Below are 26,465 nucleotides of genomic sequence, written 5' to 3'. Positions count from 1 at the left end.
ATCCTGTCTCTTTAAACCGTACTGCTACGCCCTTTGATTAAGGCGGCAATACCCAGAATAATAACAGCGCCTACAAAAGCCGTCAGGATCTGATCGACTAGACCGCCATCGCGGCCAAATATCCAGCCACCGACAAATCCACCGGCGATACCGAGCAGGATTTCAGCGAACAATGAAAATGAAAACCGTCTGAACACAAGGTCGGCCAGCCAACCGGCTACGGCACCGACTAAAATTGACACTAAGATTCCCATGACTTTTATCGTTGAGTGAACACTAGTATTAGTAATAAAACAGCTATATAACTCCGCCCTCAACGATTTGTTTGCTTTTTATTCCAACCACGGCCAGCATCCGACCTGTATTTCCATTTTCGGCCCGGTAGGAAAAATAATCCCTGTTATTGGTAACTGTTGAAAATGAAGAGATTTCGATCTGTACTTCAGGAATTCCGAACTTGAGCAAAAGTTGTGCATTGGCCTTTTTGAGATCAATAAAACTTTTACCCGTCTGTTCATCTCTTCGTTTGAAAGCGGCCTCAAACTGGTCGGCTACTTCCGGGCCGACTTCAAAGGAGCATTCATCAATGCACGTTCCAACATAGGCAAAACAATCGGCAGCCTCGGTCCCAAATTGCTCCTGCATATGAGCCAGCGTTTTTAATACAATCTGCCCGGCTGTTCCACGCCAGCCTGCATGAATAGCCGCAACAGCCTGATGTCTGGAATCATAGATCAGAATAGGTACACAATCGGCGACCGTTACCCCAACCAGCAGCCCTGGCTTATTCGTGATAAGCGCATCATATCCATCATAGCGCCCCGCTTCGGTAGCATACAGAACATCCGTACCATGCACCTGATACGACGAAGCAAAGTGGTCTATATCGGCACCAATTGCAGCAAAAAAACGGCGTCGGTTCTCTTCTACATTGATAGGCTCATCGGCGGTATTAATACCCAGATTGAGCGATGCAAAAGGGGCCGGACTGACTCCACCATGTCGGGTACTTTCGGCAGCAATAAGGTTTTTAACACCAGAAAACAGGGCTGGTACGTGGTAAGAAGTCGCCAAATGATGGATTGATGAAGTCATGTTCAGACAGATTGCTGAACAAAGTTGCAAGCTAACGACCAGCAATCCAACTGGACCGTTTGCTCAATCGGCCCTATTTTCCAACCACTCATCCAATCGGCTAACCGTTCCAGTAGTTTGCATTACATAGTACCATCCACGGCCTATATCTTTGTTTCACCAATCGGGAATATCCCGACCTGCTTCGAACAAAACATAAACAACATACTACAATGAAAACGAACATCAAATCCTTCGCATTAGCTCTTTCACTGGGCCTTGTTTCTACAGTTTCTCTGTTTGCCGAAACCAATCCCGGCACCAAAGCCGCTCATGCAGCTACCTTCAAAACCGGTATCTATACCACTGTAAGTGGCAAACTCAATGTTGCGCTTGACAAAGAAAAGGGGGGACCTGTCGATATCCGTTTAAAAAGCGCTGATGGCCGCGTACTGTATAATTATCGTTTGGGCAAAAAAGAACAAGCTTACCGGACTCAGTTAAATCTGAGTGAACTGGAAGACGGTGTTTACCAACTGGAAGTGACGAACGGTGCCGAAACCACAACGCAGTCGGTAACCCTTTCAACCCACAAACCTACCGTTGCCAGCCGGGTGATTGCTGTACAATAGTTTCTTTATCACATCTGACAATTAAGTTAGCCTCTGTCCGCTGGATGGGGGCTAATTCTTTTTAGCAAAGAGCGTATGGCCGGTATCCTATGTGATGAGATGCGTAAAGGCTTCTTTTCCAATAATGTAAATACTCAATCCAAAGATTATCCAGCCAAATAGCTTACGCAGTCGATAGTCTATCATAAACTGCGATACATACGATCCAATCAGGATGCCTACTACCGCAAATGCCGTAAACGACAAGAGAAATGACCAATTGATAGCTATAGCTTTGCTATCACTTATGAACCCAATGAACGAGTTGGCCGAGATGATCACTAGCGACGTACCAACCGCTCGTTTCATTGGTAAACCGCCGAGCAAAACCAATGCCGGAATAATCAAAAACCCTCCACCGACACCGACCAGTCCTGTCAAAACACCTGCCAGCAATCCAACTAGAGCGGTATAGGGGTAGTAATAAAACCGGACTGGTTTATCGGCCTGAAGCCTATTTCGTCTGAAAATCATGGATAGCGATGCGATGAGCATTACCCCCGCAAAGAACAGCATAAACGCCAGGGTCTTATTGATCTGATAAGGTGTATGGTTAAAAAGAGGGTCAGGAATAATTGGAATAAGGTAACGGCGCGTAAAAAAGATAGCCACAAACGAAGGTATCGCAAACAGGAGAGCCGCCCGGTAATTTACCTGCCGTTTTCGAACATAATTGACCGCTCCAACCAATGACGTAGTTCCTACGACAAACAGGGAATAGGACGTTGATACAAGTGGGTTAACCCCCAGCAGATAGACCAGCACGGGAATGGTAAGCATGCTGCCCCCTCCCCCCATCAGCCCCAAACTCAGGCCAATTAGGATCGAACATAGAAAGCCAACAATATGCATACCTGTCATCTTTCCGTTGCTCATTTATTGTTATTTAGTGGTCATTGATAGTCATATTTTGTCATTAACTGTGGCGTTGAGCATGCTACCAAATGACGATATAATGACCATCAATGACTACTGAATGACCACCAGTGTGTTAGCCGGCAAAAATGTAAGCGCAGCCTTTCTCCTGTGCCCGTCCCAATGCCCACACACCCGACGGAACAACCTGAATACCTGGCAACAGGCCAGACAGCCACTCTTTCTTTATGTCTTCCGGTTTCATATTCATGCCCTGAGCTATGCCAGAGCTATAAACGGTCATGGCTACATCGCAAACACAAAATTTCACACCACTTGCCTGCAGCTCATTGATCCCAATCGCCACTTCGCCCACGCCTGGCACGTTGAAATCGCCCGGTTTAGGTTTGGCAAATGGATTTCGGATAGCCGGTTTGCCCGTGGCTGGGTCGTTGGCTTTGAACACGTCGCCAAACTTGTATTTTTCCCACAGGCGATCTTCAAAGGCATAGGGAATGGCATCGTGCCGTAACACAACGACTACGCTGTTCTCCGACTCTGGTGTTCCGGTAGCGCCGTTCGTGAGCAGAAAAACCCGTGGCCAGGCAAATGGCATAATTTCGTGCGGACGGGTAGCGTCAAAAACAACCCGATGCTTTCCTTTGATGGTATTGAACCAGGCATCGGCCGAATCCATACTACTTTCCAGCAACGGCTCTGCCTGTACCGATTGGGGATTCACCAAAGCAGCTACACCCAGCGTAGCCATACCGGTGGTCAGGGCGCCCAAAAACTCCCGACGGGGTGTCGATTGAGGATCATCAATTGGCTTCATAAATTTTAACGATTTAAGATATACGTGAACAGTAATTGCGTTCTATAGCGCTCTCTTTACCCCGAAAATTTGGGCAAAGAAGTAGCCGTACGGCAAACCAGATCGTTTGTCGTATCCATCCCGGTCAGGACTCCTCACCGGTTAAGCAGCTTTACGTATAGAGTGGGGTTGAGCGCGTGGAGCAGGTTGCTGAATCATAAGCCTATCTAAGTTATAACATCCTGACAGACAATCACTAATCCATTGAGTGAACGGTTATATTTTTCATCCCAGATCTAACCATGCTGTTAGTCGGTTTCAACTCGTACAGGCCTGATATTCTGATTTACCCGAAAGAAATTGGTCGGATCATACGTGGTTTTGATCGCTACCAGTCGGTCATAGTTAGGCCCGTAGGTCGCTTTTATGCGGTCTTCGCCTTCTTCCATCATAAAATTGATATAAGCCCCACCGGCACCATGCGGATGCAAATCCTGCCAGTAGTTACGGGCCCAGTTGGTAATCAGCTCATCGTTGGCAGCCTCAGGATCAATCCCGACAATCACCATGGCCCAGGTTGCATTCCGGTAACTCCAGGCTGTTGCGTCGTTGCTTATGCGGGCAGCCGCCCCATTTACGGGATACAGGTGCATGGTCGAAAGCATGGTCGGAATTTTCTTCGCATGTTGCAGGTGAATATCAATCGCTTCATCGGTAAGTTCATTGACATAATCGGCTTTCCAGTACGTACGTACCCCCGGAGGAACAAGTGCGTCGAACATGCCTTGTAAGACGGGCACCGGCAAAGGCCCGACCAGATCCAGCGCAGGCGTTTTAACAGCCCGGATGGGCGCTAGTACATGATCGGCCTCTTCGGCCGGACCGCTGTAACACCACAGGATACCACACATTTTCTTTAGGTGTAAGTGCTCAGGGAACGGTGGGCCCGGTGGCACAACCAGAAACGCAAACCAGCCATTGATTACATCGGGGGCCGTTTTGATATACTCCCGATACCACTGCATAATCTCTTTGGCATCCTCCAGTTCATACAGGATTGGCCCCGCTAGTACGGTACTAATCGGATACGCTTTAAACAGAAAGGAAGTAACGATTCCGAAGTTTCCTCCACCACCCCGAATTGCCCAGAACAAATCGTCATGCTCCGCGGCTGACGCTTTTACAACCCGGCCATCGGCCAATACAACCGTAGCTTCGAGCAGATTGTCGATGGTTAGTCCACAGTGGCGGGTCAGGTAGCCCAGCCCACCACCGAGCGTCAACCCCGCCACTCCGGTGGTTCCGTTGATCCCGGTTGGCACTACCAGCCCATAGGCGTGTGTAGCAGCATCCAACTCCTTTAATAAACAGCCTCCTTCAACCCGAACTGTCTGCTTCTCCGTATCGACCTCCACCTTCTTCATGCCCGACAGATCAATAACCAGCCCGTCATCGCAAACCCCCAGTCCGGCACCGTTATGGCCCCCTCCCCGAACCGATACCAGCAGATTCTTCTCGCGAGCATAGTTTACCATCGTTACGACATCGTCAACACACGTACAGCGAGCAATCAACGACGGACATTTGTCGATCATGCCATTAAATACCTTCCGGACACTATGATAGTCAGGATGTTCCGTGTCAATAAGCTGACCTTTCCAATTTGCGATCGTTAAGGTTTCCATGGAAAAAGGGTTTAATTTATTGTTGATGGGAGTGTGATCAATGGTCGATTTCTGAGTTCATAAGCTACTCATCAGCTTTCACAAGGGAAATTGGCAATTACGTAGACACTGGATAAGCAGGCCCATTGGGTTAGTCGAAAAAATCAGGAAACGGAAACACAATATCGTTTCCTAGGGAAGCAACTCTTAGTAACCGGTATTACCAGTATGATCGGCACGTAGTGCTGTTACAATACACGCTAAATAGCCTGCTTCTGTTTACGATAGTTTAGGGGCGACGCGCCAAATTTCTCTTTGAAAACCCGACTAAAGTGAGCCGCATTTTCAAAGCCGCTTTCAAATACGATATCGGCAATACTTTTTTCAGTCGTATTGAGCAGCGCTTGCGCATGTGCCAGTCGTTTCTGCATCAACCATTGGGCAGGCGTGGCATTGAAGAGACTACCGAATTCTCGTTTGAACGTAGCCAGACTCCGATTAGAAATCCGGGCGTATTCGCTGAGCGAGAGGTTATACATGTAATTAGCCTCCATCACGTCGCAGAGCGATGTCCGGGGTCGATCGGTCAGGCTACAGAGATAGGCTACCAATGCCTTATTTTTGGGGTTGATAAGCAAGGATGAAAAGAATTCTTCAAACCGTTCTTCCAGTTCACGTTCGGTGGGAGGAACGGCCTGCTCAAAAAAGCCTACTATCGTCTGCACAAAAGCGAGTGTCGTGCTACTGACGGCCAGTTCGATAATGGGTTCGGTTGCCTGAATGGTGATTGATTGCCCTCGATAGAACTGCCGAAAGCGCTGGATCAGTTTTTTCAAATAAGAATCGTGAACATAGAAATTTATCGTCCGCAATTTCTCCCCTAAATATAATTCCTGTAACAAGCCCCCCTTTTTCACAAATTCCAGATTCCCCTCCGTAAAAAGCCAGGTTTTACCCTGCCGATGGATCCACTTCTTTCCTCTTAACACAAATGTCAGATAGCTGTGCGGTGTAAATGTATCGGCAAACTGCTGCGACTGAGGGCAATCGTAATACGCAATCAATAGCTCTTTGCCCGTAAACTGCCGGTATATTTCCGGCTGGTAGGTCAGGAAGTCATATACATTAGTCATGGTGGCAGTGGGGCTGATAAGTGACTGATTAACAAGACAAATATATTTCCTATTAAGCACATGCTTTTTGCTATGCGGCTCATTTTTTTGTCTGTGAAGATCAAAATAGCTTAAGGCAACAATTTGCCGATTTATCTCAATCCACGTATCGATTCTGAATACTCGAATCCCAGCTTCTCTATACTTACAATGCATCAATTTATTCTATATTCAGGAAATTTTTTGCCCCGTAGCGTCTTGCCATCGGTTTCGTAACCCCTAACTGACATTACCTTGATTGCGCCTTCCTATTATGATTACACAACCTATTAGTTCTCCTACTCCTTGGGCCGATGCGGCTTCGGATGCAAACTTTTGGTCCACATTAACCCATACTTTACTTCCTCCTTATGTAAATACCTGCCGGTGGTTTGCGGGGAAAGCCCGACACCAAACCGGCTTTTCGATACCAACCATCCATACTCTTTCACTTGCCGATGGCGATAAGGCTTATCTGCTCATTCTACAAGCAAATTATGCCGATGGTATTCCTGAAAATTATTTGTTGCCAGTTTCCTTCATTACTGACCATACCGTCGTTCAGTTCGCTGATATTCCCGAAAAAGGCCGGATTGGCGAGGTAATTTTAGGCGGTCAGCAAGGGCAATTGATCGATGCCATTTACGACGAACGGTTCCGACAGGCTTTATTCGAATCCATTTATCAGAACCAGGTCATCTCTCAGGCCGATGGCCAGTTAACCTTCAACCGGGGGAAAGGGCTCGACGAGGGTGACGATACGCTTAGCTCGCATGTGTTACCCGTTGACTCGAGTAACTCGGCCATGAGCTTTGGCGGAAAATACTTTCTCAAGCTCTACCGTAAGCTCTTTCAGGAAACCAACCCCGAAGTAGATATGGTGGCGTTTCTGACGGATGAGAGCGGCTTTCCGCATATTCCGGCATTTGGCGGCAGTATCATCTGGCAACGGCCAGACAGCCCTGATATTACGCTGGGCATGGTACAGCGAATGGTACCAAATGATAAAGATTCGTGGATGCAAACCGGCGACCACCTCAACGATTTTCTGTATGGTGTGCCGAACCGGATGTTTGCCATTCGGGAAGATGTATTTGATAAAGTGGAATTGCTGGGTCGGCGAACGGGCGAGCTACATTGTGCGCTTTACAAACCGGGAGCTGATTCGGATTTTGCTCCAGAGCCTTTTACGGACGAGTACCGCGAATTTCTGATCAAACGCTTCGAAGACCTGCTCGAACGTCGATACAACCTCCTGATCGACAACTATACCAAACTCGACCCGCAGGCCCAACGACTGGCCTGGGTATTTATGGAAGCAAAAGAAATGATCGATCTGTTCATTGCCGACTTCCGTATTCGTCCGCTCGACTCACTACGCGTGCGCATCCATGGCGATTATCATTTGGGGCAGGTCCTGGCCGTAACGAGAGAACACTCAGGTTCCGATTTTGTCATGATCGATTTTGAAGGGGAGCCCGAAAGCAGCATCACGGAACGCAAAATCAAACACTCTCCGCTGAAAGATGTGGCGGGTATGATTCGGTCGTATCACTATGCGGTTTCGGCCAAGCTCTTCAATTCGGTTGAAACAGAAGGGATACGACCCGAGCATTTGCAGCGGGTATCGGATCGTTGGTTTTACCTCATCCGCGATACATTCCTGAATGCTTATTTCGAGGTGTTCGGGGCTCCGCATCCGTTGTTTAAAGACAACAGCGAAATCAATTTTCTGCTCCTGATCTACCTGCTCGAAAAGGCTGTGTATGAACTAGGCTACGAAATCAGTTACCGTCCTTCGTGGGTAAAAATCCCGTTGAAAGGCATCATCGATGTGATCCGTGAAATCGAAAAAATCCGCCTGAGCGATGGCCATCACCTGCCCCATATTTCGATGCTACAAACGGGATTACTACAGGATAGATAACAGACAGGAGCCTGGGAATGGTTTTATCTAAACTCGTTTTTACATCCCGTCCCGTTCAGGCTGTTAGTTATTGACCAAACGATACCTGATAACAAGTCTGGATAGTACTGCCTTTTGTATTCGGGTAGTTTTGCAGCATCAAATCTGACAAGTAACAACCGAATACAACACATATGATGAAAACGACAAACTACATTCGCACTAAGCTGAGCAACGAACGCTCACGAATATTGGGTATGGACTCTTTTGTTTCGCGCCCGGTACGCCGAATCGCTACCTTCAAAACTGGACGATAAGATTATAGATTATCAATACTCAACAAGGCCCGGCTCTCGCTGGGCTTTTGTGTTTCGTGTATTTTCGTAGCCATCGTCAATAAACCCACTTCGCAGGGCTGGATTCTTTCACATTCTAAGCGAAGGCCTTTGACCCTCCTACTTTTTTTCTAACTTTCCGGCTCTGATTACGTTCACTAACGGAAGCTTATCAGGTTGAACCTATGGCAAAACGAAAAACAACGACGGCCACGTCTCCTACTCCCGACACAGACCAACAGGAAACCCCTACTCCCACGAAAGCGACAAAAACTAAAAAGGCGCAGGAAGCCCCAGCGCCACCTGCTCCGGCTGAACACCCTCAACCAAACGGCCCTTATTCCCGCTTTACCGACTTCGACATTTACCTATTCCGATCCGGAAAGCATCATAAACTCTACGAGAAATTCGGCTCGCATGTAGTTGAGCACAATGGGGTAATTGGCACTTACTTCGCCGTTTGGGCACCATCAGCTCGTTCTATAACGATCATTGGCAATTTCAACGGCTGGAACAAAGGCAGTCATCCGATGAGTGTTCGCTGGGATTCGTCGGGTATCTGGGAGCTATTCATCCCACATATTGGTCGTGGCGAACCCTACAAATACTTTATCATTCACCAAAGTGGCCGGGAGCTGGAAAAAAGTGACCCCTATGCTCATTTCTGGGAATTGGCGCCCAAGACCGCTTCGGTTATATGGGACACCTATTACGAATGGCAGGATCAGGACTGGATGGCAAGTCGCTATGCAAAAAATGCACTCAACGCCCCCATTTCGGTTTATGAAATGCACTTGTCTTCCTGGCGACGTGACCCCAACGATCCCGAACGCGAACTAAGCTACGGCGAAATTGCCGACGCGCTGGTTCCATACGTACAGGAAATGGGCTTTACCCATGTAGAGTTCATGCCGGTTATGCAGTATCCTTATGAACCTTCCTGGGGCTATCAGATCACAGGGTACTATGCTCCCAGTAGCCGTTTCGGGACACCGCAGGATTTTATGCGGCTCATCGAACGTCTCCATCAGGCAGGTATTGGCGTCTTGCTGGATTGGGTTCCCTCGCACTTTCCGGGTGATGCCCATGGGTTATACGAGTTTGACGGATCGCATCTGTACGAACACCCTGACATGCGTAAAGGCTACCATCCCGACTGGAAAAGCTACGTATTCAATTATGCCCGGCCCGAAGTACGCTCATTTCTGATTAGCAACGCCTTGTTCTGGCTCGACCGTTGCCATGCCGATGGTCTGCGGGTCGATGCAGTCGCGTCGATGCTCTATCTGGATTACTCACGCAATGCCGGCGAATGGGAACCCAATATATTTGGTGGACGTGAAAATCTGGAAGCGATTTCACTCTTTAAAGAGTTGAACGAAGCGATCTATAAAGACTTCCCGGATACCCAAACTGTTGCTGAAGAATCAACGGCTTTTCCGGGTGTATCGCGTCCGGTATATACGGGTGGATTAGGGTTCGGTATGAAGTGGATGATGGGCTGGATGCACGACACCCTGCGGTACTTCGAACGCGATCCAACCTACCGCAAACACCACCAGGACGAGCTGACGTTCAGTACGATCTACGCATTTACCGAAAACTTCATGCTACCCTTGTCACACGATGAGGTTGTGTATGGAAAACATTCGTTGATAGGTAAAATGCCAGGTGACGAATGGCAGCGTTTTGCCAATCTGCGGTTATTGTTTTCGTATATGTTCACCCACCCAGGCTCCAAACTGCTGTTTATGGGTGGCGAATTTGCGCAGAAGTCCGAATGGAAGTTTAGCGCCAGCCTCGACTGGCACCTGCTGGAGTACCCAATGCATAAAGGTATGGCTGCCTGCGTAAAAGCCCTTAACCAGCTTTACCGAACAGAGCCTGGTCTGCATGAGCGGAATTTCAGCGCTGATGGTTTTGAGTGGATCGACACAACCGACCGCGAAAACAGTGTGCTTACCTATTGCCGCAAGGGTGAAAATCCCGACGATACGGTCCTGATTGTGCTCAATATGACCCCTATTCCACGCACTCATTATCGGATAGGTGTACCTGCTCCCGGATCTTACAAGGAAATTTTCAATAGCGACGCGACCGAATTTTATGGAAGTGGGGTTTTAAACACGGCTTTAATTGCTACCGAAGATCAACCCTGGCATGCTCGCCCCCAGTCGATTCAACTGAATCTCCCTCCCTTGGGTGCTGTTGTGGTAAAAGTGGTGAAATAAGCGCAGGAAGTACCGTAAATTAAGTCGATTCGTTCAATCGTTCTTTAGTTACGGTACTTCCTTTACCACGCCACCATTTCCTCCCCAATACCATACATACAACAACGCTAGCACCCCCAAACAACCAAATCCATTTCCAGGAATTAAGGAGTGGATCAGCCTTACCGATCAGAATAAGGCCAGCCCATTGACTGGGTAATTGGTCCGAACGGGAAGCTGTTCGGTAGAATTCCAGTTTAGCTTGCTGGAGGGCTACATCTTTTGGAAGCCCATTCAGAAGCTGTTGATAAAACAAATCAGTGATAAACGCTCCATAGTGCAAGGGGTCTATGTGAGTAAATAATCAACAATCAGTATAATTTGTCGAAGTTTAAGCCAACAAAGGAAGCAGTGTTGGGTTGATAAGACTAAGATAACCAAGAAATAACATTCTTAACGTTCTTATATTGTTATGTAAGAACACTGTTTAATTCACTATTCGAACCGCCGGATTTCCCTACATGAATAAAGTACTGACCCCTCTTTTGTTCCTAATTTCCGTATGTAGTTTTGCTCAGTCGCCGGTATCTGCTCGCCTTAGTAGTGGGTATGATGTGGGCATGGCTTATGCAACCGACCATTATAATCCATCAATTGCCTACTATCAAATGCTCAATGTGGGCGAACGAAAATTATTTTCATTGGGCTGGACAGCACGGTTGGGCGCATTTTATGGCGATAACCTTAATTACTATACGGCCCCCGCCCGCCTGACCCGTGGCAAATCGGGCTTCGCGGCTATTGGGGCTCCACTTATTGAAAACAACATTGATACCATCCGCTACGATTACGTAAGCATGACTTCGCTCAATATTGGCATTCGGGCGCAAATCAATCTGGGTAAAGTTGAATTAGGAGCCAGCGCCGATCTACTGGGGTTAGCTATCGGGAAATCGCGAATAGGTCGTTATAAATCCTCAACTGGCCAATTTGCCCTTCGCTCCGCTTCAGGAGCCGATTCCGTAAACGTATATTTCCAGGGTAACAACGTATTCCAGAAGTCATCGCCAAGCCACTTTAATGTGCGGTTGCTAGGCGATAACGATGTAGGAACCCTGGCCACTGAAGTTTTTGCCCGTGTTCACCTTACCCAACGCCTGGCTGTCAAGCTGGGTTATCAATGGCTAGTCACCGAAACAAAAACCGAGAACCGTGATGTCATTGCCGACAATAATCGGTTCCGCCACCGAGCTGGCATGGCTTATTTAGCCCTGACGTTCCCAGTCTTTTATTAATGATTGAATGATAGAATTGTTGAATGATTGAATAGGGTTAAGCGTTAGCTTTTCAATCATTCAACAATTCTATCATTCAATCATTAGACTTCAATGGGCTTCAAATCAAAATAGGTCTGAAAAATAGCATCACCAATGGCGTTCGTGCGCGTCTGGAAGTTGTCAAGGTATTGGTGCAAGCCTGTTTTGAAGATATCGGCGGTTTCAGTGAACTCAATATCGGTTCTTAGCTTAGACAGCTTACGTTCGGCTAAATTGCCAAAGCCCTGGGTAATATTATTTCCCGAAATTTCGTAAAGCGATAATTCAGCCTGGCGGATACAGTGTGCCACTGCCCGTGGAAACATTTTATCTAAAATCAGAAATTCAACAATACTAGCCGGAGTTAAGGAACGATACTGTTGACGATGCATATTATACGCACTAACAGATTTCAACACAGCCGACCAGATCATTAAGTCAATTGTGGAGCCAACCAACTCTATTTCGGGTAACAACGTAAAGTATTTAACATCCAGAAACCGGGAGGTTTTATCGGCCCTTTCCAAAAAACGCCCTAATCGGCCAAAGTGCCAGGCTTCGTTACGTGTGATTGTCGCATCGATAATTCCGTAAAATAGCTGAATACTATTCCGAATTTCTGTAAAAAAATTCTGCGTTTGCGACTGCTCCCACTGCTGCTTGGGCGACGTATCCCGTACCATCAGATAAAACGTGTTCAAATGCTCCCACATCTCTTTTGAGATCACCTCCCGTATAGTCCGGGCGTTTTCGCGGGCATCGCTCAGGCACGACACTATCGAGTTAGAGTTGCGCTTATCGAACGTCATGAATTGAATAACATTCTCGCGTGTAGGCTCTGAGTAATACTTTTTAAATGACTCATTATCAGCCGTTGCGGTCAATAAAGGTTCCCATTGCTGGTTAACATTGGGCGGCAAATCAAGAGCCAGATTGAAATTCACACTCATGAAACGGGCGTAGTTTTCAGCACGTTCGATGTAGCGGTGCATCCAATAAACAGAGTTAGCAACGCGACTCAGCATAACATATAAAGTTGGGGTAAATCCGGGTATTACCAACAAAAATAGGGATCAACTCCGATTAATCAAGACGTTAATACAAAAGAAGGTACTTTAACCAAATTATTATTTAAAATTAGCAGCTACACTCGGGTTCAATTATCTACTATCCGATACAAAGGATTAAAATTCACCTTAACGCAACCATCATTATACCTGTACCGTAATAGGTACATATGGCGAAATTCTTGTCCATATGAATAAATAAAGCTTTTACTCTTATGAACACTTTTCGATACATATTACATTCTGAAGGGTATCAGGTAGAACTATTTAGAAATCAAATTTCCTATAAATACTATGGTATTTATAAAATAGAAAAACACCTTTTATTTACCTACTCGCTTATTGGCTTTATATTAGATATTATATTACTTAGATATGAAATAAGCTAGCAATTCCAGAACCGTTCCACTCAAGCCTGTGTCCTGAACCTAAACAAGAAACGGTTATGAACTTACTAAGCGACGAAATAGCTACTTCTGAAAATAATAAACAGGCAATACTGAATATATTAGCCTATTCTGATATTTTCAACTACCCGCTTACCAAGCAGGAAATATACGATCGTGGTATAATAGACCACTGTGAACTTGACAAAATATTATTAAATCTAATTGCAGAAAAAAAGTTATTCAAATTTGAAGAGTTTTACTCATTGCATGAAGATTATAAAATAATTCAATTAAGAAAGTTACGCAATAGGAGATCTGAAGAATATCTAAAAACCGCCAAATTAATCATAAAAATCATTAGGCATTTCCCGTATATAAGAGGAGTATTTTTATCAGGTTCAATTTCAAAAAATTGTATAGACAAAAACAGCGATATTGATTATTTTATTATTACGGCAGCAAATCGTTTATGGATTGCGCATTTTTGCTGTAGTATGTTCAGAAGAATAGCACTGTTAAATAGCTCAAAGTTTTTTTGTTATAATTACTTAGTAGACGTTAACCATCTGTATATCGATGAGCAGAGTCTTTATACAGCAATAGAAATAAAAAGTTTAATTCCTTTATTAGGCTATCATTACTATGAAACTATGCAGAAAGAAAATAAATGGACAAATAAATATTTCCCTAATTATACCAACCATATTGACATTGATATAGCTAAATCGCAGCCGTTAACGCAAAAAATAGTAGAATATTTTTTCAACAATAAATTTGGCGATTGGTTTGATAGCTGGTTATTAAATTATTCTATCAGAAAACGTAGACGTAAGTTTAAGTCATTACTATTTGAACAACCACAGTATTATATTGACTTACAGAAACATGTGGCCAAATCCCACATAACTGACAAATACCCTAAAATAATGAAAGAATATCTCTTAAAGATTGAGCGGAACAAAATTTAAGAGGTAAGCCATGAAAAAAATACTCTTTACTAATGCTTATTTCTACCGCTTCGACAAAAAGCAATGGGAAGCACAAAAGCCGTATCCTCCTTATGGAACGATATTAGCAGCAGCCATTATTCGAGAGGCAGGTTTTGAGGTTGATGTATTCGACGCAAACTTCATTAAGTCTCCAGAAGAAATTAGCCATAAACTAAGTACCTATAAACCAGACTATCTGGTTATACTAGACGACAATTTTAATTACCTAAGCAAAATGTGCCTCAGCGTGATGCGAGAGGCATGTCTGGACTTTATTCGGTTGGGCAAGGCCGCCGGATGTAAAGTACTTGTAAACAGCGCCGATGCTACCGACCATTACGATAAATATCTTCAGGCGGGGGCTGATGTTGTCCTATTGGGTGAGCCCGAACAAACACTGCTCGACTTATTAAAAATGGAGTTAACTAACCTGGAATGTGTTCAGGGAGTTGCTTTCAAAAAAGGAGAACAAACCATAGTAGTACCAAGATTGCATACTCTTCCTGCCCTGGATACATACCCAATGCCAGCCTGGGACCTGGTTAATTTAAAAGACTATAAAACTATTTGGGAAGGAGCGCATGGGTATTTTTCATTAAATATAGCCACTACCCGAGGGTGCCCTTTTAAATGCAACTGGTGTGCTAAACCTATTTATGGAAACCGCTATAACTCTCGTTCACCACAGAAGGTAGTCGATGAAATTAACCTGTTAATGAGCAAAGGAGCCGTACATTTCTGGATATGTGACGACATATTCGGCCTTAAACCAGGCTGGGTTAATGAATTTAAGGAAGCGCTAACAAGGAAAAAGCTGAAGCCAAAATTAAAAATTCAGTCAAGAGCTGATTTACTGTTGAAGGAAGATAGCATACAGGAATTAGTCGACGCTGGACTTAACGAAGTTTGGATTGGTGCAGAAAGTGGTTCTCAAAAAATTTTAGACGCCATGGACAAGGGAATCACACTGACTGAAATTGAAGCATCAACTCGGCTATTAAAGAATAAGGGGGTAAAAGTGGCCTTTTTTCTTCAGTATGGTTATTTGGGTGAAGAGTGGGAAGATATCCAACAAACTCTGGCTATGGTAAAAAGACTTTTACCCGATGATTTGGGTATTTCTGTTTCCTACCCATTGCCAGGCACAGGTTTTTATAACAAAGTAAAAACGCAATTACAGGAAAAGCAGAATTGGGAAGACTCGGATGATCTGGCTGTTATGTATGAAGCAAAATACCCAGCTCATTTCTATCGCTTACTTCATCAATATACACACTGGGTTCATAGAAAAGAGCGCCTTATAAAAAACTGGAAAAAAACGCCAGCGACCCTCTTTGTAAAATTACCCTACCTTTGGCTAAGGGAGCAATTCTGCATCTTCAAAATGAAACCCTTGTTACTGCCTAAATCCTAATCAATAAGAATAAAGCCCATATACGTTAACCAGGAAAGATATTTACTTAATCTTACTAACATGGATACTGATTTAAATACTGAAGCTACTATAAAAGCCTTTGATAAGCAATCTATTATCTTCGATGAACTGTACAGACAAAATATCATTATTCAATACAAACGCGAACGTACAAGAACTAGCCTAGAAAAACACCTGACAAAAGGCAGCTCAATTTTAGAATTAAATGCCGGCACAGGCGATGATGCACTTTATTTTGCTCGAAAAGGGTATCATGTTCATGCCACTGATTTATCAGAAGGGATGCTCTATCAATTGAAGAATAAAATTCAAAACGCAGGTTTAGAAGAAAAAATCTCGGTCGAAAAACTCTCATTTACTGACTTAAATCACCTCACAGATCAGGGCCCGTTCGATGGCGTTTTCTCAAATTTTGGTGGTCTGAACTGCGCCAACAACCTGGAGCACGTGTTAGAGACATTCCCACGTATAGTAAAGAAAGGCGGTTATATAACATTAGTGATTATAACGCCCTTTTGCCTATGGGAGTTTATGCAAGTATTTACAGGCAATTTTCGCATGGCCTTCCGAAGATTATTTAGCAAAAAAGGAGCGAAGGCGCGTATAGAAGGTGTAGATTTTCTATGCTGGTATCATAAACCATCCTCAATTATCAACTACTTAAAAAATGACTTTAGATTTGTCAGCTTAGAAGGACTTTGCACAATTGTTCCACCTTCGTATATAGAGAGTTTCCCAGTTCAGCATCCGACGTTATACAAGATAGCAAAAAAGCTGGAAAATTCCCTAAAGGATTATTATCCAATAAATAGAATAGGTGATTATTATATCCTAACATTGCAAAAGAAATAATTTGCTATGTATTTCGATAAGAAAATAAAAAAGCTAATTAGCAAATGGGTGTGGATTCCATACACAAAATTCTATTTATCGAAAGATCATCAAGTAAAAATAGGCGAAATTAAGATAAACATACCCGTCGGTGTTTTTCACCCAACTCTATTTTTTAGTACGGAGTTTTTACTTAATCATATCAATACATTAACGATTGAGTATTTCAGAGCTCTGGAATTGGGAGCAGGCTCAGGACTACTAGCTGTAGCAATGGCAAAACGCAATGCATTTGTTACAGCCTCAGACATCAGCCTAAAAGCCTGTGAAGCTGTTCAGCAAAATGCCAAACTAAATGAAGTCACTATCGAAGTAATACATTCGGATTTATTTGACGATATAACATATACTCCTTTCGATTTAATTGTCATTAATCCTCCCTACTATCCCCAAGATGCGCAGTCAGAAGCAGAACTGGCCTGGTACTGTGGAAAAAACTTTGATTATTTTCAGAAACTATTCTCCCAACTATCCTCATTCCTGTCGAAGGATGGGCGCGCTATTATGGTACTCTCGGAAGATTGTCATATCGATAAGATTAGCCAGTTGGCAATACAGTCAAATTTGAACTGGGAGAAAACAGTAGCGCAAAAGATCAAAGGTGAATGGAATTATATTTTCACAATAACCTCTAGCCGTTAATGAGCAATGTTTATTCAAAAAATACAATCGCTCAATCATCGAGTGTATCCACAACACAACTTTTTTTCACCTAAGTGGATTGTCCTGGGGGTCAATAACATCTGCAATCTGCATTGCAAAATGTGCGATGTGGGTACAGAAAGTCTGAATACAACATTCGCGCAAAATTTAGTGGGAACAACACCGCTAAATATGCCTCTCGAATTGATAAAAGATATTATCAATCAAACTGCCATATACTTTCCGAAAGCCAAAATTGGGTATGCTTTTACTGAACCATTGATTTATCCCCATTTAATTGAGTCGTTAGCTTATGCAAATACCCATGGTTTATATACTACGGTAACCACAAATGCACTGACCCTGAAACAAAAAGCACAGCAGCTTGTCGATGCAGGTCTAAATGAATTATTTGTCTCACTTGATGGGACGCAGGATATTCACAATGAAATCAGAGGGAATAAAAAGTCATTTCAGAAAGCAATAGAAGGCATTGAATTAATCAGCTCGCTAAAAAATAGCCCTAAAATTACGCTTATCTACGCATTGACCGAATGGAATATTGACTGTATGATTGATTTTCTGGACTATTTCAAAACTAAAAATATCTATAAAGTCGGGTTCATGCATACGCAATTTACTGATGAGCACATAGCTGAAATTCATAATATAAAATATGGTGATCTCTATAAAGCAACGATTAGTAATATTCAGGAGTTAGATTTTTCTAAACTAGACTTGAATAAGTTATTAGCTAATATTAATTACATTAAAAAAACTACTTATCCCTTTAAGGTTTTTTTCAGCCCAGAAATAGCCTCTTCGGAAGGACTGGATAGTTATTATAATCATCCTGAGAGGCTGCTGGGCCGATACTGTCATGATGTATTTAATAATATAATGGTTAAATCTGACGGGAGTGTTATACCTTCTCATGGACGATGCTATAATTTAACCGTAGGTAACATTTACCAGAACAATTTAAAGCAGATATGGAACTCTGCTACATTCAACAAATTTAGAACTGACATTATGCAGGCTGGTGGTTATTTCGATGCCTGTAGCAGATGTTGTAGCGCATTTAATGGCTATGGAAAGAAAAAATAAAATACTGCTTTTCAATCCGTTTGTCACCAAATATAAAGCTCGTATCCCACTATCAATATTACAAGTTGCTGCGTCTGTATATGGTAGCTATGAATTTGTCATTGTCGATGGAAATCGTGAAAAAGATTCATGGGAGACAATAAAAAATTATTTAGATACGGGTAGCTTTCGCTATTTCGGATGTACTGTAATGCCCGGACCGCAGCTTCGGCAGGCTATTCCGTTTACCAAGCAGATTAAACACGACTATCCAGATATTATAACGATTTGGGGAGGATATTTTGCTTCAAACCAATATAAGGTTTGTATAGAATCTGGTTATGTAGATTTTATCGTGAATGGCATTGGCGACCTGGCTTTTCCAGCTTTACTGGATGCGTTGGAGCAGAACTTAAATCTTCATCAGGTTGATAATCTAATTTTTAGAGAAGACAGTAAAATAGTTGTTACGCATAAAGTAAAAACTATTGATATGGATAACCTGCCCAGGCTGCCCTATCAGGAACTTGAAAAATTTTATCCTGTACAATCTTACTTTGGCAAAACACACTTGGGGCGAAAAACATCTTTGTACCATAGTAGTTTTGGGTGTCCGTTCACCTGCTCTTTCTGTGGAATTGTCCCTATTTTCGAAGCCCGTTGGAAAGGATTTTCGGCCGAGCGGCTTTATCAGGAAGTAAAATACCTTAAAGACGCATACGGAGTCGATTCTATAGAGTTTTGCGACAATAATTTCTTTGTTTCTGAAAAACGTATTCGGGAGTTTTGCCAGTTAGTCGAACCTGAAAAAATAAATTGGTGGGGAGAAGCCCGGATTGATACCGTCGATAAATTTTCTGACGATACGCTGGCTCTGATGCAAAAATCGGGCTGCAAAATGATTTTCTTTGGTGCAGAATCAGGTAATGAAGATACGCTTAAAGCGATTGATAAAGGAGGTACGCAAACGGCTGATCAAATGGTACGATTTGCCCGACGAATGGGTAAGTTCAGTATTATTCCCGAATATTCATTTGTATTAGGTTTCCCTGCCGAAACAGACGAAGCCGTGATGAAAATGATTGACGATGAAATAGAATTTATAAAAAAAATAAAAGAAGCTAATTCAAATACAGAAATAATTATTTATGTCTATAGCCCGGTACTTACTGAAGGCAGTGATTTATACGAAAGAGTGAAAGCCACAGGTTTTCATTTTCCCGAAAAATTAGACGACTGGCTAGAGCAGGAATGGAAAAGCTTTGATTTACGAAAAAACCCACTTACGCCTTGGTTAACAGCCAAAATGATTAATAAAATTAGAAACTTCGAAGTAGTATTAAATGCCTATTACCCCACCGTTCAGGATGCTAAACTAACTCAAAATCAGCGTAACCTTATTTCTAGATTGTCATCGTTTAGGTACAAAAATAATATTTTTTCATTTCCATTAGAATTAAAGTTTTTACAGAAGTTCTGGCTTAAGTATCGGCAACCTGAAATTGAAGGGGCAACTATGCAATAGCTTATAAATAGCGGGCAAAATTAATTGAGTAATTCCATATACAATTGGCTATATTTCTCGCATTGACTTTCCAGTCCATGTTCTTGACTCCATTGTATCCCTTTATCTCTAAGCTCCTGGTATTTCTGAGGATTCTCGATTAGCTGAAATACCTTATTCGCTAAACCCTCAGCATTACCTACATCAACCACCGTTGTAATTTCACCTGACAAATCATCAAGTATACCTACGCGAGTTCCGCATACAACTACGCCAGAAGCCATTGCTTCATTAGCTACCAGCGCATGGGCTTCCGAAAGCGATGTAAGCAATAAAAAATGCGCCTTTTGCAAAAACGGGGTTAGCTCATTATTCAACTGGCGGCCGTAGAAGTTGACTGTATCGCTTAAGCCCGACTCGTTTACCAGTTCCTGTATTTCGCCCTTTAGTGTGTCAAGCCCAACGATATCTAATTTAGCCTCTATTCGCGAACTAATTAGCTTAAATGTCCTGAGCAGTGTTGGCAAATCTTTTACTCTGTTTATATCGCCTAAATAAAGAAATTGGTAAGGGTTGGATAGTATTTTTTCTGCAACAGGGAATTTGCCGTTATCTATTCCAAATGAAATAATTTCCAATCGCTTGTATCGTGTATTTTCTTTGATTCTTTTCGCGTGATTTTGGGTTTGAGCAACAATACAATCCACATGAGCAGCTATGAACTGGATAAGCTGTTTTTTATATCTGTTCCGATAAAGCCCATATTGAATGTCTGGAATATTAGCTGTTTCACTACCAATAAATGTTAGTATAGATTTAATATTGAACAGTTTACTGGTCATTAAGGACATTAGTCCAGATGGGTAGGCCCAGAATCCATGAATTAAGTCAAATCTTTTCAGGCGGTGTAGCTTTATGAACTGTAACATCAAATAGCTTAATTGCCAAATAGTACTTCCACTACTGTTAGAAGGAGCACTGACGATTTTATAGCCTTTAGGCTGGTACTGATCATCGACCTTAACAAAAGAGAATACAGTCAAATCGTATTCTTTAGCCATATATTCACATAATTCAACCAGCCAAACACAGCCCTCTAATTTAAACCCCACACCTACCCCACCTTTGATAATAAAGGCAATCTTTTTTTTCATCTGTGTAGTACTAATTGTTCAGCGATAGTAACAACTTGCTCAGGCAAATATCGGCTAAGACAAAGCGGTACGTTATTCCACTTACAGGTAGCTTCCATACAATTACCGCAAGGCAAATCATCTGAATTTAAGATGACAATATGGCTACCATTTTGTGCGCTTCTATTTTTATCTGTAGAGCCAATTAAAGCAATACTGGGTATTTTTAAAGCCCATGCCATATGCAATAACCCAGAATCTTCAGATAGCATAAAGTCGGCTTTAGCCACAATTTTCAAGGCTTCGGCTAGCGTAGTTCGGCCAATCAGGTTGATTAATGCATGACCCAGCGACTTCTGCAACAGCGCTACTTTTTCGGCTAGCTTCGAGGTACCTAATACGATGACCTGATAATCGGGATAAGCACTTAACCAGATTTGTACGAATTGACTATAGTTTTCTACTGGCCAGTTTCTACTTGAAAATGCACCTGCGGGGTTAATAATTACTAGTTTCTTCTTACCATCCCACCCTCCTTCTACCAGAATGGCCCGCGCATTATCGTCTGCTTTCAACTGAAGATACGGATGATCAAACCTATCCAGTAAGCCACTTGCGTTTATCGCTTGTAAATTTCTATCAGACGCTGTATAGGCCGTAAACCGTTCAAACTCAGCAAAGGCCCTGGGAAACAGTAGTTTTCGGATTAACGCGGTATAGGACGTCATCTGCAAATCTAGCACGACACTGTATCGTTTAACTAATAGCTTTGGGAGCAAGCTCAGTAAGCTTAGTAATTGCTTCCAGCTTTTCTGTGCATCTGTGAAGGCGATCACTTCGTCGACTGCCCGCAAATTCCCCACAACCTCTACCTGACCAGCGCGCGTCAGAAAATCTACGCTGGTGAATGGATATTGATTTTTTAGTTGCTGAACAAAGGGAAAGGTGATAATGACATCACCGATGGCTTGTAAGCGAATGATTAAGATGCGGTCAGGGGGTTGTTTACCTTCCCATCGCTTATATCTTACGGGCCTGTCGCGCATTTAGCTTTGCCTAATGAATCAGTTAAGATAAGCATTTTCCAGGGAGTTGATGCAATTACAGGGTAGTCCTTTACCCTGTGTAGGATAAATAAGCGTCTATGCCTCTCAAACTGAGCCTTACTCGATTGCAGCTCTGTCTATTTAACTTAATCCCTCATATATCACAAAACACCTAGTTACATATAGTAAACTTTTCAACCATTTAATACAATTAAAAATTGTTTAATTTATATTCTACTTTATATATTTGATTGATTATCCTTCTACCACTCTATGAACACTTGCTCTTCCAATTAATACAAGTGTAAACAACAGTTCCTCGTTACTGACTTTTTCATTTCAATAACCTTTCGAGTTCATGGTTAAACCTCTACTCATTTCACAGGGGATTGCCTTACTGCTTGCTGCATTTTCAGCCAATGCGCAACGTAGCATTCCCGCTTCGGGTTCTGCTGTCCAGTCATTTTCACCGATGAGCACAGTCGATAATTTACCGGCAAACTGGAGCCGGTTACCGAATGGAAAGAGTTTGACAGCTCATTTTCGGAATGATGCCGGACAGCCAATTACCACCCTGTCGGTCCAGTTCCAGCTCCCTTCTAGCCTAGTGACTGATACATCACTTACGCTCGACTGGTCAACAGATGGGCTTTTGTGGACAACTGTACCAACGGCTGATAGAGGTTCTCCTGCCAGCCAACAGCGACAGATCACGATTACTGGCCTACAACTTCAGCCGAGGCAGGACCTGTTTCTGCGCTGGCAAAGCGCATCGCAAAACGTGGCCTTAACCAGCGTTCAACTACTGGTACCCCAGGCCGCCAATATAACGGGCACCCTGTCGGTCTCACTCACCGGTGACAACAACGCCAATGGTCAGATCAACCCGGGTGATAAACTTACTTATACAACGACCATTACCAACTCTGGCGACGCGACCGCTACGGGAGTTAACCTGACCAGTCCTGCGCCAGCCAATACGACCTTGGTCAGTGGTAGTCTGAAAACCTCCGCCCTCGCCCGGCCGGATAGCTATACAAGCCTGATTAGCACGCCCTTCAATGGCAGCAGCGTGCTGACCAACGACTTTGGCTTGCCATCCACCTCGGTTAGTGCCTTTGGCCCCTCAGCCAATCCTGCCAGCGTAGTCGCCAATGGGTCAAATACCGCCACCTCCAATCAGGGGGCTACGGTCCTCATGCAGACCAATGGCACCTTCACCTACACCCCTACCGGCAGCTTCGTTGGATTTGATCAGTTCGGCTATACGGCCGCTACCAACACGCCCCCCACGGATGCCGCCATCGTCACGGTTCGGGTGGGTACACCCGTTACGGCCGTAGCTAATTCCTACACCATCACCGGCAACGTAAGCAATACCCAACTGGCCGGTACGGGATTACTGGTCAATGATACGGGCGATCAGAAGGTGGTTAGTGCGGTCAACAACGCAACGGCCAACGTCGGCGTGGGCGTTACCACCGCTCAGAGTGGCACCGTGACGGTGCAATCGGATGGAAGTTTCGTCTACTTGCCCCCACCGGGCTATACGGGAGCGGACAGCTTCACCTACACAGCCAACAACGGCCTCAACCTGCCTTCCTCGGCCGTAGTAAGCCTCACCATTCAGGACATGACCTGGTTTGTAAACAGTGGGGCTGCTGCCGGGGGGAATGGCACCCTGAGTCGGCCATTTAATACACTGGCTGCTTTCCAGGCGGTGAACAATGGGAGTGGCAACAACCCGGCAGCGGGAGACAACATCTTCCTATACCCGGGCAGTTACACGGGTGGGGTGAGCCTGTTGAACACGCAGAAGTTAATTGGAGCGGGGGCTACAGCCAGTCTGGCCAGTATCGCGGGCATCACGCTGGCTCCGGGCAGTGCCAGCTTGCCTGCTACAGGCCAGACCGCCCCCACTATCAGCAATGCCTCCGGCAATAGTGTCAGTTTAGCTTCGGGCAACACGGTGCGGGGGCTGACGATAGGCACGGGTTCGGCTAACGCGCTGGTGGGCAACAACTTCGGCACGGTAACGGTGGCCGACCTGAGCATCAACACAGCGGGGCAGGCTCTGGCCCTCAATACAGGCGCCGTCTCAGGAAGTTTCAATTCGGTGAGTTCTACGGCGGGCACTAACAATATCGCGCTGACTACCCTAACGGGCAGTTTTAGCATCAACGCGGGTGTATTGAGCGGGGCTAGCGGCTCCTCGTTTAGTGTGAATGGGGGTTCGGTGAGTGTGACCTATAGTGGTAACCTCTCGCAGACCAACAATGCCCCCATGGTCAATGTGGTGGGTGGCCATACAGGTACGCTTCTTTTCCAGACAGGGACACTCAATGCCACGAATGGAACTGGTCTTCAGTTCGACAATGCGGACGGCACCTATACGTTCAATGGCACGACGACTCTAAACGGGGGGGATGCCGGGATCGATATCACGAATGGCTCAGGAGGTACTTTTGCCTTTCCTTCCACGACCATCACCAATCCGTCGGGAGTGGCTTACCGGGAAGATAGCAGTTCGCCTACGGTAAGTTTTGGCAGTACCATCCGAAAGGATAATAACAGTAACACGGCTATAGACATCAACGCCAAGTCGGGCGGCACAACAACCTTTAGTAATTCCATTACCGCCAATACGGGCACAGCCAATTCCATTGATCTGACCAACAACGGCGGGACGGTCAGTTTCACGGGTGGCAGTCTTACCCTGACAACCACTAGTGGTATAGGCTTCAATGCTACGGGGACCTTTATAGTGAATGTGAACGGTTCGGGCAATAAGATTAGTAGTGGAACAGGAGCAGCGCTGAACGTTGTCAATACAACCATTGGTGCCAGTGGACTGACGTTCCAGAGTGTAGCCGCTAATGGAGCCGCCAATGGGATTGTGCTCAACAATACGGGTTCGAGCGGAGGACTGACTATCACCGGAACAGGCACAACAAACGCTTCGGGTGGAACCATTCAAAATATTACAAATCGAGGAGTAAGTATTCAATCATCAGTAAGTATCACACTGAAGAACATGCAGTTCACCAACGCCAACATGGTCGATGCCAGTCCCTGTGGTGCGTCGGATAATACAGGCTGTAATGCGGCTATTCACCTTAATACTGTTACTAACGCAACCCTCGATAATGTAGACATTACGGGCACTGTCCAGAATGGCATTAACGTCCGGGAAGTAAGTGGCTTCAAATTACAGAACAGCACCTTAACCCAAACCGGGGCAGGCGGGCAAACTGAAGAAGGCGGCTTATATGCGTTAAATCTGTTCGGTACGGCTGAGATAACCAACTCATCACTTACGTTCCCGGCCGTGCGCGGTGCCGTCATTTATAACACGAGTAAAACACTGAGCATGACTGTCGCGGGTTCTTCATTTAACGATACGCAAACGTCGGCGGTAGGTGCGGATGGATTTGAAATGTCGAGCTTCGGTACATCCAATACGACATTGAGTATCACCAATTGTTCATTTCTACGGGACAAAACCAATGGTATTCAGTTTATAACCGAAAACAGTTCGATCGGGAATATTACGGTATCTGGCTGTACAATTGACCCAGAGAGCGTGGGCGGTGCTGGATTGGATATTGTCTCAAACGGCACGAGTACCCTGAAGTACAAGATAATAAACAATCCGAATCTTAAAGCCCGCCTTATTAATGTCGTTAATACGTTTGCCATGGGTAACTCAACCATGGAAGGTCGTATCAACAATAATGTCATTACGTCACTGAGTGGCTCGGGCTCGGGCATACGGCTCACAGCTCAGGAGAATAATACAAGCCACATAGCCGAAGTTCTGAGTAATACAGTCACAGGCGTCTCGCTAGATTATGACATTGTTGCTCAGGCAAGACAGGGAGCAGGCCGAATGGATGTTACGATTATGAACAACAACCTCAGTATGCCCGCATCGAATACAGCCGCTTATAATATAGCGGTTATTTCCGGCGCATCGAGTAGTACGTATACGAATACAATGTGCGCACGTGTGGCGAATAATGTGGTTTCTCCGGTTCCTCCATCGCCCTTACAAGTCGGAAATTTTCAGGCAAGAGCAGCAACGGCTTCGCACACTTTACACCTACAGGGGCCTGGTACTACGGCGGCTACCTACTGGGATAGCAATGGAAATACACCTACGACAGCCACCGGCACCGTGGTTAGCCAAAGCGGCTCAGGTTCGTTTACCTTTAATACACAGACTTGTCTTGTGCCGACTAATTGACGTAGCAATGGCACAGGCCTTAGTGTTACTACTAGTGGGCT

At 44.5% G+C, this 26,465-nt stretch carries 21 protein-coding genes; 11 read left to right on the top strand and 10 right to left on the bottom strand.

Features of this window, described 5'->3' with window-relative positions; all coding sequences use genetic code 11:
- Positions 1-11: 11 nt before the first annotated feature.
- The gene (locus ACYVFD_RS11320; RefSeq protein ID WP_461090132.1) at positions 12-254 is read right to left on the bottom strand and encodes a GlsB/YeaQ/YmgE family stress response membrane protein; all 243 of its coding nucleotides are present in this window, start codon (positions 252-254) and stop codon (positions 12-14) included.
- Between the two features lie 43 nt (positions 255-297).
- Positions 298-1,095 carry a peptidoglycan editing factor PgeF gene (gene pgeF, locus ACYVFD_RS11315; protein WP_461090131.1) on the bottom strand — a complete coding sequence of 266 codons (798 nt, stop codon included), beginning with the start codon at positions 1,093-1,095 and terminating at the stop codon, positions 298-300.
- A gap of 212 nt (positions 1,096-1,307) precedes the next feature.
- Between pgeF and ACYVFD_RS11310 the strand changes: the two genes are divergently transcribed.
- Complete coding sequence (locus ACYVFD_RS11310; RefSeq protein WP_461090130.1) at positions 1,308-1,706, top strand: T9SS type A sorting domain-containing protein; 399 nt, start codon at positions 1,308-1,310, stop codon at positions 1,704-1,706.
- Between the two features lie 87 nt (positions 1,707-1,793).
- On the opposite strand, the gene ACYVFD_RS11305 is transcribed toward ACYVFD_RS11310, so the two are convergent.
- The 4 genes from ACYVFD_RS11305 to ACYVFD_RS11290 form a co-directional block, all read right to left on the bottom strand.
- On the bottom strand, positions 1,794-2,621 hold the full coding sequence (locus tag ACYVFD_RS11305; RefSeq protein ID WP_461090129.1) for a sulfite exporter TauE/SafE family protein: 828 nt from the start codon (positions 2,619-2,621) through the stop codon (positions 1,794-1,796).
- Positions 2,622-2,736: 115 nt separating this feature from the next.
- Positions 2,737-3,435, bottom strand: a complete 699-nt coding sequence (locus tag ACYVFD_RS11300) for a DsrE family protein (protein ID WP_461090128.1) — start codon at positions 3,433-3,435, stop codon at positions 2,737-2,739.
- Positions 3,436-3,722: 287 nt separating this feature from the next.
- Positions 3,723-5,099 carry an FAD-binding oxidoreductase gene (locus tag ACYVFD_RS11295; RefSeq protein WP_461090127.1) on the bottom strand — a complete coding sequence of 459 codons (1,377 nt, stop codon included), beginning with the start codon at positions 5,097-5,099 and terminating at the stop codon, positions 3,723-3,725.
- Positions 5,100-5,338: 239 nt separating this feature from the next.
- Positions 5,339-6,211: a helix-turn-helix domain-containing protein gene (locus ACYVFD_RS11290; RefSeq protein WP_461090126.1), complete on the bottom strand. Its 873-nt coding sequence runs from the start codon at positions 6,209-6,211 to the stop codon at positions 5,339-5,341.
- A gap of 292 nt (positions 6,212-6,503) precedes the next feature.
- Between ACYVFD_RS11290 and ACYVFD_RS11285 the strand changes: the two genes are divergently transcribed.
- Positions 6,504-8,156, top strand: a complete 1,653-nt coding sequence (locus tag ACYVFD_RS11285) for a trehalose synthase (protein WP_461090124.1) — start codon at positions 6,504-6,506, stop codon at positions 8,154-8,156.
- Between the two features lie 499 nt (positions 8,157-8,655).
- The gene (gene glgB / locus ACYVFD_RS11280) at positions 8,656-10,701 is read left to right on the top strand and encodes a 1,4-alpha-glucan branching protein GlgB (protein WP_461090123.1); all 2,046 of its coding nucleotides are present in this window, start codon (positions 8,656-8,658) and stop codon (positions 10,699-10,701) included.
- A gap of 19 nt (positions 10,702-10,720) precedes the next feature.
- Here the strand turns inward: glgB and ACYVFD_RS11275 are convergent, their stop codons facing one another.
- Positions 10,721-11,023, bottom strand: a complete 303-nt coding sequence (locus ACYVFD_RS11275) for a CHAT domain-containing protein (protein WP_461090122.1) — start codon at positions 11,021-11,023, stop codon at positions 10,721-10,723.
- A gap of 178 nt (positions 11,024-11,201) precedes the next feature.
- On the opposite strand from ACYVFD_RS11275, the gene ACYVFD_RS11270 reads away from it, so the two are divergent.
- Complete coding sequence (locus tag ACYVFD_RS11270) at positions 11,202-11,975, top strand: hypothetical protein (RefSeq protein ID WP_461090121.1); 774 nt, start codon at positions 11,202-11,204, stop codon at positions 11,973-11,975.
- An 83-nt stretch (positions 11,976-12,058) separates the two neighbouring features.
- On the opposite strand, the gene ACYVFD_RS11265 is transcribed toward ACYVFD_RS11270, so the two are convergent.
- Positions 12,059-13,021, bottom strand: coding sequence for an alpha-E domain-containing protein (locus ACYVFD_RS11265; protein WP_461090120.1), 963 nt, complete (start codon positions 13,019-13,021; stop codon positions 12,059-12,061).
- Between the two features lie 487 nt (positions 13,022-13,508).
- Between ACYVFD_RS11265 and ACYVFD_RS11260 the strand changes: the two genes are divergently transcribed.
- The 6 genes from ACYVFD_RS11260 to ACYVFD_RS11235 are packed head-to-tail and all read left to right on the top strand — an operon-like array spanning position 13,509 to position 20,020.
- Entirely contained in the window at positions 13,509-14,420 is a 912-nt protein-coding gene (locus ACYVFD_RS11260) for a hypothetical protein (protein WP_461090118.1), read from the top strand.
- Between the two features lie 10 nt (positions 14,421-14,430).
- Positions 14,431-15,855 (top strand): B12-binding domain-containing radical SAM protein, encoded by a 1,425-nt coding sequence (locus tag ACYVFD_RS11255; RefSeq protein WP_461090117.1) that lies wholly within the window; start codon positions 14,431-14,433, stop codon positions 15,853-15,855.
- A gap of 60 nt (positions 15,856-15,915) precedes the next feature.
- Positions 15,916-16,728: a class I SAM-dependent methyltransferase gene (locus tag ACYVFD_RS11250; RefSeq protein WP_461090116.1), complete on the top strand. Its 813-nt coding sequence runs from the start codon at positions 15,916-15,918 to the stop codon at positions 16,726-16,728.
- Between the two features lie 6 nt (positions 16,729-16,734).
- Complete coding sequence (locus ACYVFD_RS11245; protein ID WP_461090115.1) at positions 16,735-17,409, top strand: methyltransferase; 675 nt, start codon at positions 16,735-16,737, stop codon at positions 17,407-17,409.
- Positions 17,410-17,415: 6 nt separating this feature from the next.
- The gene (locus tag ACYVFD_RS11240; RefSeq protein ID WP_461090114.1) at positions 17,416-18,516 is read left to right on the top strand and encodes a radical SAM/SPASM domain-containing protein; all 1,101 of its coding nucleotides are present in this window, start codon (positions 17,416-17,418) and stop codon (positions 18,514-18,516) included.
- Complete coding sequence (locus ACYVFD_RS11235) at positions 18,464-20,020, top strand: B12-binding domain-containing radical SAM protein (protein ID WP_461090113.1); 1,557 nt, start codon at positions 18,464-18,466, stop codon at positions 20,018-20,020. The genes ACYVFD_RS11240 and ACYVFD_RS11235 overlap by 53 nt, the downstream gene beginning before the upstream one ends.
- Before the next feature lie 20 nt (positions 20,021-20,040).
- Here ACYVFD_RS11235 and ACYVFD_RS11230 read toward each other — a convergent pair whose 3' ends face one another.
- On the bottom strand, positions 20,041-21,153 hold the full coding sequence (locus tag ACYVFD_RS11230; RefSeq protein ID WP_461090112.1) for a glycosyltransferase family 4 protein: 1,113 nt from the start codon (positions 21,151-21,153) through the stop codon (positions 20,041-20,043).
- Positions 21,150-22,178, bottom strand: a complete 1,029-nt coding sequence (locus tag ACYVFD_RS11225) for a glycosyltransferase family 9 protein (RefSeq protein ID WP_461090111.1) — start codon at positions 22,176-22,178, stop codon at positions 21,150-21,152. The genes ACYVFD_RS11230 and ACYVFD_RS11225 overlap by 4 nt, the downstream gene beginning before the upstream one ends.
- Before the next feature lie 358 nt (positions 22,179-22,536).
- On the opposite strand from ACYVFD_RS11225, the gene ACYVFD_RS11220 reads away from it, so the two are divergent.
- Entirely contained in the window at positions 22,537-26,424 is a 3,888-nt protein-coding gene (locus tag ACYVFD_RS11220; protein WP_461090110.1) for a beta strand repeat-containing protein, read from the top strand.
- The last annotated feature ends 41 nt before the right edge of the window (positions 26,425-26,465 follow it).

The organism is Spirosoma gilvum, from assembly GCF_054776815.1.
This window is presented reverse-complemented; position numbering and strand designations above follow the sequence as displayed.

What these genes read in the sequence shown, in the direction of transcription:
- pgeF (WP_461090131.1), bottom strand. Translation starts at nt 1,095, where the DNA reads ATGACTTCATCAATCCATCATTTGGCGACTTCTTACCACGTACCAGCC.
- ACYVFD_RS11285 (WP_461090124.1), top strand. Translation starts at nt 6,504, where the DNA reads ATGATTACACAACCTATTAGTTCTCCTACTCCTTGGGCCGATGCGGCT.
- ACYVFD_RS11250 (WP_461090116.1), top strand. Translation starts at nt 15,916, where the DNA reads ATGGATACTGATTTAAATACTGAAGCTACTATAAAAGCCTTTGATAAG.
- ACYVFD_RS11260 (WP_461090118.1), top strand. Translation starts at nt 13,509, where the DNA reads ATGAACTTACTAAGCGACGAAATAGCTACTTCTGAAAATAATAAACAG.
- ACYVFD_RS11245 (WP_461090115.1), top strand. Translation starts at nt 16,735, where the DNA reads ATGTATTTCGATAAGAAAATAAAAAAGCTAATTAGCAAATGGGTGTGG.
- ACYVFD_RS11240 (WP_461090114.1), top strand. Translation starts at nt 17,416, where the DNA reads ATGTTTATTCAAAAAATACAATCGCTCAATCATCGAGTGTATCCACAA.
- ACYVFD_RS11255 (WP_461090117.1), top strand. Translation starts at nt 14,431, where the DNA reads ATGAAAAAAATACTCTTTACTAATGCTTATTTCTACCGCTTCGACAAA.
- ACYVFD_RS11230 (WP_461090112.1), bottom strand. Translation starts at nt 21,153, where the DNA reads ATGAAAAAAAAGATTGCCTTTATTATCAAAGGTGGGGTAGGTGTGGGG.
- ACYVFD_RS11235 (WP_461090113.1), top strand. Translation starts at nt 18,464, where the DNA reads ATGCCTGTAGCAGATGTTGTAGCGCATTTAATGGCTATGGAAAGAAAA.
- ACYVFD_RS11290 (WP_461090126.1), bottom strand. Translation starts at nt 6,211, where the DNA reads ATGACTAATGTATATGACTTCCTGACCTACCAGCCGGAAATATACCGG.
- ACYVFD_RS11300 (WP_461090128.1), bottom strand. Translation starts at nt 3,435, where the DNA reads ATGAAGCCAATTGATGATCCTCAATCGACACCCCGTCGGGAGTTTTTG.
- ACYVFD_RS11225 (WP_461090111.1), bottom strand. Translation starts at nt 22,178, where the DNA reads ATGCGCGACAGGCCCGTAAGATATAAGCGATGGGAAGGTAAACAACCC.
- ACYVFD_RS11265 (WP_461090120.1), bottom strand. Translation starts at nt 13,021, where the DNA reads ATGCTGAGTCGCGTTGCTAACTCTGTTTATTGGATGCACCGCTACATC.
- glgB (WP_461090123.1), top strand. Translation starts at nt 8,656, where the DNA reads ATGGCAAAACGAAAAACAACGACGGCCACGTCTCCTACTCCCGACACA.
- ACYVFD_RS11320 (WP_461090132.1), bottom strand. Translation starts at nt 254, where the DNA reads ATGGGAATCTTAGTGTCAATTTTAGTCGGTGCCGTAGCCGGTTGGCTG.
- ACYVFD_RS11310 (WP_461090130.1), top strand. Translation starts at nt 1,308, where the DNA reads ATGAAAACGAACATCAAATCCTTCGCATTAGCTCTTTCACTGGGCCTT.
- ACYVFD_RS11295 (WP_461090127.1), bottom strand. Translation starts at nt 5,099, where the DNA reads ATGGAAACCTTAACGATCGCAAATTGGAAAGGTCAGCTTATTGACACG.
- ACYVFD_RS11270 (WP_461090121.1), top strand. Translation starts at nt 11,202, where the DNA reads ATGAATAAAGTACTGACCCCTCTTTTGTTCCTAATTTCCGTATGTAGT.
- ACYVFD_RS11305 (WP_461090129.1), bottom strand. Translation starts at nt 2,621, where the DNA reads ATGAGCAACGGAAAGATGACAGGTATGCATATTGTTGGCTTTCTATGT.
- ACYVFD_RS11220 (WP_461090110.1), top strand. Translation starts at nt 22,537, where the DNA reads ATGGTTAAACCTCTACTCATTTCACAGGGGATTGCCTTACTGCTTGCT.